The sequence below is a fragment of the Streptomyces sp. NPDC047108 genome (assembly GCF_040643575.1).
Lineage (GTDB): Bacteria > Actinomycetota > Actinomycetes > Streptomycetales > Streptomycetaceae > Streptomyces.
The window spans coordinates 1-12,015 of sequence record NZ_JBEYUP010000008.1; the positions used below are offsets into that span (position 1 = coordinate 1).

The 12,015-nt window shown below is 72.3% G+C and carries 11 protein-coding genes and 1 pseudogene; 11 read left to right on the forward strand and 1 reads right to left on the reverse strand.

Annotated elements, in window-relative coordinates; translation table 11 throughout:
* The 11 genes and pseudogenes from ABZ822_RS17885 to ABZ822_RS17935 all read left to right on the forward strand — a co-directional run.
* Window positions 1-262, forward strand: a pseudogene (locus ABZ822_RS17885) (cyclase); the annotation flags it as partial.
* A 100-nt stretch (window positions 263-362) separates the two neighbouring features.
* Window positions 363-908, forward strand: a complete 546-nt coding sequence (locus ABZ822_RS17890) for a hypothetical protein (RefSeq protein WP_360854247.1) — start codon at window positions 363-365, stop codon at window positions 906-908.
* A 380-nt stretch (window positions 909-1,288) separates the two neighbouring features.
* On the forward strand, window positions 1,289-2,785 hold the full coding sequence (locus tag ABZ822_RS17895) for an amino acid permease (protein WP_360854250.1): 1,497 nt from the start codon (window positions 1,289-1,291) through the stop codon (window positions 2,783-2,785).
* Window positions 2,786-2,795: 10 nt separating this feature from the next.
* Window positions 2,796-3,251 carry an Lrp/AsnC family transcriptional regulator gene (locus tag ABZ822_RS17900; protein WP_360854252.1) on the forward strand — a complete coding sequence of 152 codons (456 nt, stop codon included), beginning with the start codon at window positions 2,796-2,798 and terminating at the stop codon, window positions 3,249-3,251.
* A 221-nt stretch (window positions 3,252-3,472) separates the two neighbouring features.
* A complete protein-coding gene (locus tag ABZ822_RS17905; protein WP_360854254.1) occupies window positions 3,473-4,156 on the forward strand; it encodes a VTT domain-containing protein in 684 nt (227 codons plus the stop codon).
* A gap of 39 nt (window positions 4,157-4,195) precedes the next feature.
* Window positions 4,196-6,769: an ATP-binding protein gene (locus ABZ822_RS17910; protein ID WP_360854257.1), complete on the forward strand. Its 2,574-nt coding sequence runs from the start codon at window positions 4,196-4,198 to the stop codon at window positions 6,767-6,769.
* Window positions 6,744-7,175 carry a roadblock/LC7 domain-containing protein gene (locus ABZ822_RS17915; RefSeq protein ID WP_360854260.1) on the forward strand — a complete coding sequence of 144 codons (432 nt, stop codon included), beginning with the start codon at window positions 6,744-6,746 and terminating at the stop codon, window positions 7,173-7,175. Before ABZ822_RS17910 ends, ABZ822_RS17915 begins: the two co-directional genes overlap by 26 nt.
* Window positions 7,172-7,570: a DUF742 domain-containing protein gene (locus ABZ822_RS17920; RefSeq protein ID WP_360854263.1), complete on the forward strand. Its 399-nt coding sequence runs from the start codon at window positions 7,172-7,174 to the stop codon at window positions 7,568-7,570. The genes ABZ822_RS17915 and ABZ822_RS17920 overlap by 4 nt, the downstream gene beginning before the upstream one ends.
* 303 nt (window positions 7,571-7,873) lie before the next feature.
* Window positions 7,874-8,680, forward strand: a complete 807-nt coding sequence (locus ABZ822_RS17925; protein ID WP_360854266.1) for a carbon-nitrogen hydrolase family protein — start codon at window positions 7,874-7,876, stop codon at window positions 8,678-8,680.
* Window positions 8,681-8,777: 97 nt separating this feature from the next.
* On the forward strand, window positions 8,778-10,481 hold the full coding sequence (locus ABZ822_RS17930; RefSeq protein WP_360854269.1) for an NAD(P)/FAD-dependent oxidoreductase: 1,704 nt from the start codon (window positions 8,778-8,780) through the stop codon (window positions 10,479-10,481).
* A gap of 232 nt (window positions 10,482-10,713) precedes the next feature.
* Entirely contained in the window at window positions 10,714-11,199 is a 486-nt protein-coding gene (locus ABZ822_RS17935; protein WP_360854272.1) for a phospholipase, read from the forward strand.
* Here ABZ822_RS17935 and ABZ822_RS17940 read toward each other — a convergent pair whose 3' ends face one another.
* The gene (locus ABZ822_RS17940) at window positions 11,200-11,892 is read right to left on the reverse strand and encodes a DUF5995 family protein (protein ID WP_360854275.1); all 693 of its coding nucleotides are present in this window, start codon (window positions 11,890-11,892) and stop codon (window positions 11,200-11,202) included.
* Between the last annotated feature and the right edge of the window lie 123 nt (window positions 11,893-12,015).

Here is a 12,015-nt window from a genome sequence, read left to right on the forward strand (position 1 = left end):
CGCCTTCCTCAACCCCGAGGAGATCGAGGGGTGGCGGGGCGAGATCCACGAGGGCGAAGTCGTCAGCACCGGCGAGGAGGAAGAGCCGGAGGACGCGTACGAGGACGAGGAAGAAGAGGAGCCCGAGGACGCGTACGAGGAGGAAGAGGAAGAAGACGAGGGCGAGGAAGAACCCGAGGACGCGTACGAGGAGGAAGAGGACGAAGAGCCCGAGGAGGAGCCCGAGCCTCCGCGCCGCCGGTCCCGGACCGCGCGCCGGTGAAGCCCGCCGTCCTCGCCGCTCCACTTGGCTGGTGCTGCCCGGCGTACCGCCCCCAGCAGTACGGCATGCGGTCCTCCTCGGGCCGGTGCAGGCTGGAGCCATGAGCAGAGCGCGGCATTCCGTGACCACCCAGGCGGCCCGGGGCACGGCACCGGATTCGCTCGGGATCTACCTCAACGACCATCTGGCCGGTTCCACGGCGGGCGTCGAGCTCTCCCGCCGTATCGCCCAGCGGCACCACGGCGGCTTCGGGAGCGGTGAGCTGGAACGGCTGGCGCAGGAGATCGCGTGGGACCGCGCCGCGCTGATCCGGATCATGGACGCGCTCGGGGTCCCCGTGCGCCGTTACAAGATCGCCGGGGGCTGGATCGGCGAGAAGTTCGCGCGGCTCAAGCCCAACGGACGGGTGGTGCGCCGGTCGGGCCTCGGCGTGGTCATCGAGCTGGAGACCCTGCGGCTGGGCGTCGAAGGCAAGTACCTGCTGTGGCGTGCCCTGGAGGCCGTCGCCGAGCCGGACTCGCCCGTCGACCGGGACGAGCTGCACGAGCTGAAGGACCGCGCCCGCGGCCAGATCGCGCTCGTGGAGTCCCTGCGCCTCCAGGCGGCGTCCGTCGCCTTCGCGCCGGGCCTGCCCGTGCCGCACTAGATCCGCTCGCCACCCGGACGCTCGCCCCCATCCGGCCCGCTCACCGGCCCGCCCACCGTCCGGGCGGCCCGTGGCCCGCTCCCGCGCAACCCGTAGCGAATTTGGCAACCCCCGCGGTGACCTGCAACGATCTCCCGCGCGCGCGGCCTACGCGCAACGATCACGCGCCGATGCGCAAGGTTCGTGCATTACGGGCTCACACGCCCGGCTCGTAGGGTCGTGCGCTGTACGTGGAGTGGCGGCGACCGCCTGCTCGGCGGTCCCTGTCCCGGGCTCTTCTGCCATGCCCACCGGGTTCCGCCGCCGGTCGTGTCCGCCCCGACGGCAGCAGGACCGGCAGCGACACCGGTAGCGATACCGGCAGCAATGGAGGAGCCCCAGTGGTGGAGCACGGCGCAGCCCCCGCGGCCGCAGACGGTGAGACGCGGTCCCCCCGGCCGCCGGCGGGCGGCCTCGGCGCCCGCCTGGTGCGGCGCAAGCCGGTGGAGCGGCTGGTGGCCGAGGGCGGCCACGGTGAGAACGGCACACTGCGGCGCTCCCTGGGCATGTGGCAGCTCACGATGATCAGCATCGGCGCCACCCTGGGCACCGGCATCTTCGTCGTGCTGGGCGAGGCGGTCCCGGACGCCGGACCCGCGGTCACCCTGTCGTTCGTGCTCGCCGGGCTGACGGCACTGTTCTCCGCCCTCTCCTACGCCGAGCTGGCCGGCACCATCCCCGTCTCCGGCTCCTCGTACTCGTACGCCTACGCCACGCTGGGCGAGATCGTCGCCTGGGTCTGCGGCTGGTGCCTGATCCTCGAGTACGGCGTCTCGGTCGCGGCCGTCGCGGTCGGCTGGGGCGAGTATCTGAACGAACTGCTCGACGGCACCATCGGCGTCACCATTCCGGACGCGCTGGCCGCGCCGCCGGGCGAGGGCGGCCTGTTCAACCTGCCCGCGCTGCTGGTCGTCCTGCTCGCCATGGCCTTCCTGCTGGGAGGAGCCCGGGAGAGCGCCCGCGCCAACACGATCATGGTCGCGGTGAAGATCGGCGCGCTGCTGCTGTTCTGCGCGGTGGCCTTCACCGGCATACGGGCCGGGAACTTCACGCCGTTCATGCCGCTCGGCATGGCGGGTGTGAGCGCCGCCGGAGCCACGCTCTTCTTCTCGTACATCGGCTTCGACGCCGCCTCCACCGCGGGCGAGGAGGCCAAGGACCCCAAGCGCGACCTGCCCCGCGCGATCATGCTCTCCCTGATCATCGTGACCGCGCTGTACGTGCTGGTGGCGGCCGTCGCCGTCGGCGCGCAGCCCTGGAGGGGCTTCGAGGGTTCCGAGGCCGCCCTCGCCGGGATCATGAACGACGTCACGGGACAGAGCTTCTGGGGCGTCCTCCTCGCCGCGGGCGCCGTCGTGGCCATCGCGAGCGTGATCCTCACCGTGCTCTACGGCCAGACCCGCATCCTGTTCGCGATGTCCCGCGACGGGCTGGTCCCGAAGGTCTTCTCCCGGGTCCACCCGCGGACCGGCACCCCGCGCGCCAACACCCTGATCGTCTCGCTCTTCTGCGGTGGCCTCGCGGCCGCGATCCCCCTCGGCGCCCTCGCCGACGCCACCAGCATCGGGACGCTCTTCGCCTTCGCCCTGGTCAATGTCGCGGTGGTGGTGCTGCGCCGGACGCGGCCGGAGATGCCGCGCACCTTCCGCGTACCGCTGTCACCGCTCCTGCCGGCCGTCGGCTTCGGATTCTGCGTCTGGATGATGGGCAGCCTCGACGCCGTCACCTGGTCGGTCTTCGGGATCTGGATGGCCGTCGGCCTTGTGGTCTACTTCGGATACGGCATGCGCCGCTCGCGTCTGGAAGCGGCACCGGCCCAGGCACCCGCAGAGAAGTGAACCACCCGCAGTGCGACTGAACGATCTCGACGAACGCATCGTCCACGCCCTCGCCGCGGACGCCCGCCGCTCGTATGCGGACATCGGCGCCGAAGTCGGCCTGTCCGCGCCCGCCGTGAAGCGGCGGGTGGACCGGCTGCGGGCGGAAGGGGCCATCACCGGCTTCACCGTACGGGTCGACCCGGCCGCGCTGGGCTGGGAGACGGAAGGTTTCATCGAGCTCTACTGCAGCCGCAACACCGTGCCCGAGGCGATCCACCGCGGCCTGTCCCGGTATCCGGAGGTGGCGTCCGCGTCGACCGTGACCGGCGACGCGGACGCCATCGTCCAGGTCTTCGCCGCCGACATGCGCCACTTCGAGCAGGTGCTGGAGCGGATCGCCGGGGAGCCGTTCGTCGAGCGGACCAAGTCGGTGCTGGTCCTCTCGCCGCTGCTGCGCCGCTACAGCTCGGGAGCCCCGGGCTGACGGCTCGGGCTGACGGCTCGGGGCCGGGCCGGTGAAGGGGACCGGGGCTGACGGCTCGGGGCCGGGCTCACGGCCCGGTTCGGGAGCCGGGGCGGCCGTGGATGAACACCCGGGGCCGGTGAGTTTCCCGGGACCTCACCCGCAGGTCGTTGTCCCGTCCGCCCCGCATCTGGGAGCGTGGAGGCCCGGCGATGTGAACGGACGACGGAACAGGGGGCGGTGTGGACGCCGCACTGTGGATGTACGCGTCGCTGGTTCTCGTCACCGCTCTGCCGCTGGTCCCCAACTCCGCGGTCCTGGCCACGGCCGGGGCGTTCTCCGCCGTCGGCAGGCTCGACCTCTCCGTGGTGCTTCTCGCCCCGCTCGCCGGCGCGGTCGCGGGTGATCTGGCCGTCTACGGGGCCGGGAGCCGCGCGCGGGGCCGTGTCCTCGCCTGGGTGGCCCGCCGGCACCGTCGCCGTGCGGTGATGGAGTGGGCCGCGACCCGGGTGGGGCGGCACGGGGTCCCGGCCGTGATCGCGATGCGCTTCGTGCCGTGCGGGCGGTTCATGGGCGGTCTGACCACGGGCCTCGTCGCGTTCGGCGCCCGCCGCTATCTGCTCGGCGCGGGCATCGCCGAGCTGATCTTCGTCGCCTGCACGGTCGGGCTCGGCTACGCCGGCGGCACCGTCGCCGCCACCGGTGGGTCCGCGCTCGTCATCGGCCCCGCCGTCTCCGTGGCCGTCGCCGCCGTGACCGCCGCGGTGCAACGCACCTCCGGCCGCCGTGAGTTGTTCACGGCGGGCTCGCCTCCAAGGGACGAATCACCCCAACTCCCCCCTGCCCGCGACGCGATGGGCGACCAGGGGAGTGATCTGCGTCATCCCTTTCTACTTTCAAGTAGCACAGGGCGTCCGGGCGGCTAGCGTGCAGGGACATCCTGTCCCTCTGCGCCCGGGGAGACCATGCGCAGGCGTCCTGGCCGACCCACCATCCGTACGCGGATCGTCACTCTGACCCTGATCCCGATCGCCGCGCTGCTCGCCCTCTGGGCGTCGGCGATGGTCTCGATGACCGGGGACCTGAGGGCGCTCATGCGCCTGCAGGGGGTGTACGAGCACTTCGGCACACCCGTCGACACCGCCGTCGGCCAGATCCAGACCGAACGGCGGCTGGCCGCCGCGTACGTGGCCTCGCCCGGCAGCGAGGCACGCACCGCCCTCGTCCGCCAGCACCGCGCGACGGACCGGGCCGTGGGAGCCATGCGGGACGCCGTGTCCGGTGAGGAGCGGCAGGACGAGCTGACCGGACGTCAGCGCACCGCGCTGCGGTCGATGGCGGACGCCACCGCCCGGCTGCCCGCCCTGCGCGATCAGGTGATGTCCCGCCGGATCTCCTGGGACCGGGCCGTCGACGGCTACACGGGCGTCGTGGAACCGACGTTCACCGTCCAGTCGGCGCTGACCGCCCTCCAGGCCGGGCACCTGGCGCGTGAGGCGCAGACCGTCGTCGAGCTCGTACGGGTGCGGGAGTTCGTCTCGCGCGAGGACGCGCTCGTCGCGGGGGCGCGCGCCGCCGGATCGTTCGACGCGGCGCAGTACCGGACGCTGGTGGCCACGATCGAGGACCGGCGCGTCTTCCAGCGCACGTACGTGCCCGACCTGCCCGACGACTCGCGCACGCTGTTCGAGGACTTCCAGCGCGGCCGCCGCTACCAGGAACTGACCACGGGTGAGGACGCGCTGCTGGCTGCGGGCGCGGGCGGCGCGGGGAAAGCCGTCGCCGCGGACTCCTGGCGGACCGTCATGGACTCCGCGGTGAAGCGCTACATGGCGCTCTGCACCGAGGCGGCGAAGAACTCGGCCGAGCGCGGACGCGCCTTCGCCACCGACGAGTTGATCCGCACCGCCGTCGCGGGTGGCCTCGGGCTCCTGGCCGTCGCCGGGTCCGTCGTGCTCTCGGTGCGCGCCGGTCGCCGGATCTCGGCGAGGCTCGAGGATCTGCGCGACTCGGCCGACCTGGCCACGCGTCAGCTTCCTGACCTCATACAGAAGTTGAGCCACGGGGACGGGGTGGACCCGGCCACGGTCGCCCCGCCCCTCCCCGGCGACGGTGACGGTGACGGCGACACGGAGGTGCAGGACGAGATAGGCCAGGTCTCCCGCGCGCTCGGCACCGCGCACCGCGCGGCGGTCGAGGCCGCCGTCGAACAGGCCGGTCTGCGCCGGGGCGTCTCCGCCGTACTGCTCAACATCGCCCGCCGCAACCAGGCGCTGGTGCACCGGCAGTTGAAGCTCGTGGACACCCTGGAGCGCCGTACCGCCGACCCCGACGTGCTCGAGGACCTGTTCCGCATCGACCATCTGACGACACGGATGCGGCGCCACGCCGAAGGGCTGATCATCCTCTCCGGCTCCGCCCCCGGCCGTCGCTGGCGCAAGCCCGTGCCCGTGGTGGACGTCGTGGGCTCCGCGGTGGGGGAGATCGAGGAGTACGCGCGGGTCGACATCCCCCCGATGCCCGCTGTGGGCGTCAAGGGCGAGGCCGTCGCCGACGTCGTGCATCTGATCGCCGAACTCGTCGAGAACGCCACGGTGTTCTCGCCGCCCCACACCCCGGTCACGATGCGCCTGGAGAGGACCCGGCGCGGCTGCGTGCTGCAGATCGACGACCGCGGCCTCGGCATGGACGACGTCGCGCTCGACGAGGCCAACCGGACGCTCGCGCGGGAGGGCGACTTCGACCCGGCGCTCACCGAGCGCCTCGGCCTGTACGTCGTGGGGCGCCTCGCGGGGCGGCACCGGATCGACGTCTCGCTGACCCGGTCCCCGTACGGCGGGACCACGGCCGTCGTCGTGCTGCCCGCCGCGGTCCTGGAGGACCTGCCGGAGATCGCGGTCATGAACGTGGAGGAGACCGCGGAGGCCGCGGCCACCCTGGACCCGGAGAGCCCGACCTTCGCCGTCCCGGCCTCCGTGGCCGCGGGGCCGGTGGCATCGGTACGGCCCGCGTCCGGGCTCGACGGTCCGGGGGGCTACGAGGGTCCCTCCGGCTACGGAGGCCCGTCCGGTTTCGACGACGGGTCCCGCTTCGACGACGCGTCCGGCTTCGACGGTCCGGGGGGCTTCAACGGCCCGCCCGGTTTCGACCGTGCGGGCGATCCCGACGGACCCGGTGGCGGTGACGATCCCGCCGAACTGCCGCGACGCGTGCGGCAGACCCATCTCGCGCCGCAGCTCCGCGCGGTCGGCTCGTCCGGTCCGGGCACGCAGGGCCAGTCCCGGACCACGGGCTCGTCGCCCCGGCCCACGGGCTCGTCGTCCGGGAGAAGAAGATCCTCGCTCGCGGCGGAAGGCCGCGAGCCGGACGGCGCGGGTCGTGAGGTGACACCCGAGCGCATGAGCGTGATCTTCGGGGCGTTCCAGAGAGGCGTGGAACGCGGGCGTGAGAGCGAGCCCGAGGAGCGGCCCGGCAGCCAGGGAACCCGACCGAACACGACCGAGGGGGCGGACGATGACACGCGACGACCGGGGCACTGACCGGCGGGACGGCGGACTCGACTGGCTGCTGGACGACCTGGTCGCCCGTACCGAGCACGTACGCCAGGCCGTGCTGCTCTCCGCCGACGGTCTTGCAACGAGCGCCTCGGAGGGCATGCGCGATGACGACATCGACCACCTCGCCGCGGTCAGTTCAGGGTTCCACAGCCTCGCCAAGGGACTGGCGGATCGTTTCGGCGCCGGCGGGGTCCGCCAGACGATGATCATGCTCGATGAGGCGTACCTCTTCGTCACCCCGGCGGGCGAGGGCAGCCGCCTGGCCGTCCTGGCCGGCGCCGAGACGGACACGGGCCAGCTCGGCTACGAGATGTCGCTGCTCGTCAAGCGCGTGGGACGGCACCTGTCCGCACCGCCGCGCGCGGAAGCCGGGGCCGCTGACGGATGACGCGTCCGGACGGCGAGGGGGAGGTCTGGTACGAGGGCGAGGCCGGGCCGATGGTGCGTCCGTACACCGTGACCCGCGGCCGCACCCGTCCCGCCGCCGAGCACGCCTACGACCTCACGGCCTGGGTGTCGGCCGTGGACGACGCAGGGGAGGGGGAGAAGACCGGCGCCCGGCTCGACCATGCGCGAGCCTCCCTGCTCGCCCGGATCCGCCGCGGCCCCCGGGCGCTCGCCGAACTCGCCGCCGACGCGGACCTGCCGCTTACGGTCGTGCGGGTCGTCCTGGGTGATCTGGTCGACGCCGGGCTCGTCCGCGTCGGCGACCCGCCGCAGGACGCCCGGCGCCCCGACCCCGCGCTGCTGCGCGAGGTCCTGCAGCGCCTCCGGGACCTCTGACCTTCCCTCCTGCGCTCCGGGGCATCCCACGGGGGTGGCGGACCCCATACCGGTACGAGCGCGAGCCCACCCCGTACGAGCTCGCCCGCCCCGCGCCGTACGCCGGGGGACAACGATTCGCCGCGACGCCCGCCGAGCACGCAACAGATCGCTCACCGGTGCGCAATGGACGCGCCTTGTCCGCCCGTGCGCGCGGAACGTACCGTCGTCATGTCTCCCCGAGCACGCCCGCAGCTCACCCCTGCGCCAGGCCGCTCACCCCTGCCCGCCCGCCCCACCCCGCTCACACCGCGAAGAGGTCCCATGACGCCGCTGCGCACCGCGCTGTTCCAGGGCCCCGGCGGCGTCCCGTGCTCCACCGGGGACAGCCTCGCCGCGCTCGACGCCGCCGCCCGCCGCGCCGCACTCGCCGGCGCCCGGCTGCTGCTCACCTCCGAGCTGTATCTCACCGGCTACGCCGTCGGCGACGCGCTGCCCGGTCTTGCCGAGCCCGCTGACGGTCCGGGCGCCCAGAGCGTCGCGGAGATCGCCGCAGCGCACGGCCTGGCCATCGCGTACGGCTACCCCGAGCGGGCCGGCGAGGCCCTCCACAACGCCGTCCAGCTCGTCGGTCCCGGCGGCGACCGCCTCGCCAACTACCGCAAGACGCACCTCTTCGGGGCCTTCGAGACGGCGTGGTTCACGCCCGGCGACGAGCCCGTCGTCCAGGCGGAGTTCGACGGCGTCCGCCTCGGCCTGCTGATCTGCTACGACGTGGAGTTCCCGGAGACCGTACGGGCGCACGCCCTGGCCGGCACCGAACTGCTGCTCGTCCCCACCGCGCTCATGCGCCCGTACGAGATCGTGGCGCACACCCTGCTCCCTGCCCGCGCCTGGGAGAGCCAGCTCTACATCGCGTACGCCAACCGCTGCGGCCCGGAAGGCGATTTCGACTTCGCCGGGCTGAGCTGTCTGGCCGCGCCGGACGGGACCGCGCGGGCCCGCGCCGGATCGGGCGACGACCTGGTCCACGCCGATGTCGATCCGGGATTCCTCAAGGCGTCCCGCGCCGAGAACACCTACCTCGGTGACCGCAGGCCCGGGCTCTACGGCTCACTCGTCCACGACTGAGCCCGCCCCCGCGCGCCGCCACCCCGTACCGCCCCCGCACCGCCACTGCCGTACCGCCCCCGCACTGCCCGAACCCCCGCCAGGAAAGCCCGAGCCCATGACGTCCGTGCCCACCGCAATCCACGACGACCAGCACGCCGAGGCGCAAGCGCAGCCGGCGATCACCATGTTCGGTCCGGACTTCCCCTACGCCTACGACGACTACCTCGCCCACCCGGCCGGTCTCGGGTCCGTCCCGGCCACGCGGCACGGCACCGAGGTCGCGGTCATCGGCGGCGGCCTGTCCGGCATCATCGCCGCGTACGAGCTGATGAAGATGGGTCTCAAGCCCGTCGTCTACGAGGCCGACCGGATCGGCGGCCGGCTGCGGACGGTCGGCTTCGAGGGCTGCGACGCCGAACTGACCGCGGAAATGGGCGCGATGCGCTTTCCGCCGTCCTCCACGGCCTTCCAGCACTACGTGGACATGGTGGGCCTGGAGACGCGGCCGTTCCCCAACCCCCTCGCCCCGGACACCCCGTCCACGGTCGTCGACCTCAAGGGCGAGTCCCACTACGCCCGTACGGTCGAGGACCTTCCCGAGGTCTACACCCAGGTCATGAACGCCTGGAACGCCTGCCTGGAGGAGGGCGCCGACTTCTCCGCCATGCAGCGCGCCCTGCGCGAGCGCGATGTGCCAAGGATCCGCGAGATCTGGTCCCGCCTGGTGGAGAAGCTGGACAACCAGACGTTCTACGGCTTCCTCTGCGACTCCTCGGCCTTCGCCTCCTTCCGTCACCGGGAGATCTTCGGGCAGGTCGGCTTCGGCACCGGCGGCTGGGACACCGACTTCCCCAACTCGATCCTGGAGATCCTCCGCGTCGTCTACACCGGCGCGGACGACGACCACCGCGGCATCGTCGGCGGCAGCCAGCAACTCCCGCTCCGTCTCTGGGCGCGCGAGCCGCGGAAGATCGTGCACTGGCCGTACGGCACCTCGCTGTCCTCCCTGCACGGGGGCGACCCGCGTCCGGCCGTGACCCGGCTGCGCCGCACCGCGGGCAACCGCATCACGGTCACGGACGCGGGCGGGGACATCAGGACGTACGAGGCGGCGGTCTTCACCGCGCAGAGCTGGATGCTGCTCAGCAAGATCGACTGCGACGACTCGCTGTTCCCCATCGACCACTGGACGGCGATGGAGCGCACCCACTACATGGAGTCGTCCAAGCTGTTCGTCCCCGTGGACCGGCCCTTCTGGCTGGACCAGGACGAGGACACCGGCCGGGACGTGATGAGCATGACGCTCACGGACCGGATGACCCGCGGCACGTACCTCCTGGACAACGGGCCGGACAAGCCCGCCGTCATCTGCCTCTCGTACACGTGGTGCGACGACAGCCTCAAGTGGCTGCCGCTGAACCCGAACGAGCGGATGGAGGTCATGCTGAAGTCGCTGTCGGAGATCTATCCGAAGGTCGACATCCGCAAGCACATCATCGGCAACCCGGTGACGGTGTCCTGGGAGAACGAGCCGTACTTCATGGGCGCGTTCAAGGCAAACCTGCCCGGCCACTACCGCTACCAGCGCCGCCTGTTCACGCACTTCATGCAGGACCGGCTGCCCGAGGACAAGCGCGGCATCTTCCTGGCGGGCGACGACATCTCGTGGACCGCGGGATGGGCCGAGGGCGCGGTGGCGACCGCGCTGAACGCGGTGTGGGGCGTGATGCACCACTTCGGCGGCGGAACCGACGCGTCCAACCCCGGTCCGGGCGACGTGTACGAGTCCATTGCGCCGGTGGAGCTGCCCGAGGACTGACGAGGCGTCACCGCCGGTCGTGACGCGTCGCGTGTTCAGGTGTACGGAAGGGGCGGGCCGTCGTCGTGCGAGGAGCACGGCGACGGCCTCGTTCATGTCCTGATCTCCCGCACCATCCACGAATTCATGGGGCATTGGGGTGCCAGAGGTGTGAAAGGGCCGTTGAGTTGTCAATCATCTTGTCATGAACCTGCGGCCCGACGGGCGGGCCGCAGACACCTGGAGGTGTGGGATGCACCGCAGACTCTCCACCGGCTTTGCCGCATCTGTCCTCGCCCTGCTCTCCGTCGCCGCCACCGCTTCGTCCGCCGCGGCCGCCCCTGCCGCACCGGCGGACAAGCCCCAAGTGCTGGCGAACTGGACCCAGACCAGCGCCGCCAGCTACAACACCTGGGCCACGGCGCGCGCCCACCAGTCGGACTGGGCCGCGTACGGCTTCGACTGGTCCACCGACTACTGCTCCTCGTCCCCCGACAACCCGTTCGGCTTCCCGTTCCAGATGTCCTGCGCCCGGCACGACTTCGGCTATCGCAACTACAAGGCGATGGGCGCCTTCGAGGCCAACAAGGACCGCATCGACAGCGCCTTCTACGAGGACCTCAAGCGCGTCTGCACCCGCTACAGCGGGGCGACGAAGACCGCCTGCAACAGCACGGCGTGGACCTACTACCAGGCGGTGAAGATCTTCGGACGTGAGAGCGCGGCCCCGGTGGGGTGATCAGCCCAGCGGCGTGAGCAGAAAGCGCCCGACGAGACCGACCCCCTCGTCGAGCCGCTCCGCGAACTCGCCGTACAGACCCTCCGTATGCCGGAGGCCCCACAGCACGCGGGACGCCGCCCACGCGGCGTCCCGCGCCCTGTCCAGGCTCCACGATCCCGCGAGATGGGTGAGTGGATCGGCCACATCGAGGAGGTCCGGGCCCGGCATCAGGTCCTCCCGGATGCGCTCCTCCAGCACGGCCAGGACATCGCCCACACGCTCGAAGTCCGTCTCCAGTGCGGCCGGACGGCAGGCCAGGCCCGTGCAGGTGTCCACCACGGCGAGCGCCAGATCGTGCCCGACGTGCGCGTTGATCCCTGCCAGCGCGAACTGCACCGGGCTCACCCCGGGATGACGGCGCTGCTGGAACAGCGGACGCCAGCAGGCGGGCGCCCGCTCACCGGCCGCGGCGGCCTCCACGGCCCGCAGATAGCGGTCGGCGAAGCCTGCCGCGAGAGCCGAGGCGGACGAGGGGTCCCGGAAGTACCCCGCGGCACCCCGCCGGGTGATCTCCTCGGTGACCGACAGATAGACCCGGTTGAAGATCGCGACCCCGTCGTGGGCGGGCAGCTCCGCGTCGATCGCACGCATGCGCTCCGCCGCGCGGTGCAGGTCCGCCGCCACCGCACAGGGCTGCCGAGTCGTCGTCATGTGCCCAGAGTGGCAGGGCACTTGGCCGGGGAACCGCCGCACCGGCACGGATGACCGGAACGGCGTAACGGGCGCGGCCCGCGGCTTCGTGCCGCAGGGGCGTGCACGTCCCTGGCACAGCGC

Excerpts from the sequence above, each read along its gene's own strand:
- ABZ822_RS17890 (WP_360854247.1), top strand. The coding sequence starts at position 363 with ATGAGCAGAGCGCGGCATTCCGTGACCACCCAGGCGGCCCGGGGCACG.
- ABZ822_RS17910 (WP_360854257.1), top strand. The coding sequence starts at position 4,196 with ATGCGCAGGCGTCCTGGCCGACCCACCATCCGTACGCGGATCGTCACT.
- ABZ822_RS17915 (WP_360854260.1), top strand. The coding sequence starts at position 6,744 with ATGACACGCGACGACCGGGGCACTGACCGGCGGGACGGCGGACTCGAC.
- ABZ822_RS17920 (WP_360854263.1), top strand. The coding sequence starts at position 7,172 with ATGACGCGTCCGGACGGCGAGGGGGAGGTCTGGTACGAGGGCGAGGCC.
- ABZ822_RS17925 (WP_360854266.1), top strand. The coding sequence starts at position 7,874 with ATGACGCCGCTGCGCACCGCGCTGTTCCAGGGCCCCGGCGGCGTCCCG.
- ABZ822_RS17930 (WP_360854269.1), top strand. The coding sequence starts at position 8,778 with ATGACGTCCGTGCCCACCGCAATCCACGACGACCAGCACGCCGAGGCG.
- ABZ822_RS17935 (WP_360854272.1), top strand. The coding sequence starts at position 10,714 with ATGCACCGCAGACTCTCCACCGGCTTTGCCGCATCTGTCCTCGCCCTG.
- ABZ822_RS17940 (WP_360854275.1), bottom strand. The coding sequence starts at position 11,892 with ATGACGACGACTCGGCAGCCCTGTGCGGTGGCGGCGGACCTGCACCGC.